The organism is Oleiphilus sp. HI0125 (assembly GCF_001635355.1).
Genome location: NZ_LWGF01001347.1, coordinates 1 through 898, shown reverse-complemented (window position 1 = coordinate 898; position 898 = coordinate 1). Strand labels below are relative to the sequence as shown.

Here is an 898-nt window from a genome sequence, read left to right as displayed (position 1 = left end):
AAAGCCGCAATTAGGTCAACCTAATTGCGGCCAATAAGGAGTTAACGAAATAATCGTTAAAGAACGCCTGTTGCGATCCCTAGAACATAAAGAACCGACACTAGCGCAACCGCTGGGCGAATCTCTGATGTTTTACCGGTCAACAACTGGAGAACTGTGTGTGCAACAAAACCAAGGCCAATACCGTGAGAGATTGAGAAGCCAAAAGGCATCATGATTGCACAAATCCATGCAGGCGCAGCGCTTGTCATGTCGTCCCAGTTAATGTGACGCATATCAGCAGTCATCATTAGACCAACATAGATCAATGCAGGTGCCGTAGCGAATGCAGGAACAAAATCTAATAGAGGCGTGAAGAACATCGCCGCCAAGAACAACACACCTACTGTAACCGCTGTAAGACCCGTCTTACCACCAGCAGCAATACCAGCGCCTGACTCAACGTAAGTAGTTACCGAAGAAACACCTAATGCAGCACCAGCAGTTGTCGCAGTAGAGTCAGCAAGCATTGCTTTCCCCATCGCGTCGAACTTGCCATCTTTATCAGTAAGACCTGCTTTAGAAGCTGTCGCCATCAAAGTACCTGAAGTATCGAACAAGTCGACGAAGACGAACGCCAAGATTACAGAAATCATTGTTGCTTCTAGTACACGGCTAAAGTCTAGCGCGAAGAAAAGCTCTGACATTGAGTGAGGCTCACCGACAATGCCGCTGAATGTAGTAATACCTAGAATCGAAGAGACGATAGCGATCGCCAGCATGCTGATTACAATAGAACCAGTAATTTTGCGGTAATCCAAAGCAATAATAAGAAGTAAACCAAGGCCAGCTAGAAGTGGACCTGGAGAAGCAAGATCACCTAAAGTCAAAAGCGTTGCAGGATGATCAGCAATAATAC

At 46.1% G+C, this 898-nt stretch carries 1 protein-coding gene; it reads right to left on the bottom strand.

Annotation, left to right across the window (positions count from 1 at the left end; genetic code table 11):
* Positions 1-56 precede the first annotated feature (56 nt).
* The coding region (locus A3762_RS23100) for an NCS2 family permease (RefSeq protein WP_197469523.1) at positions 57-898 on the bottom strand (842 nt) is incomplete at its 5' end.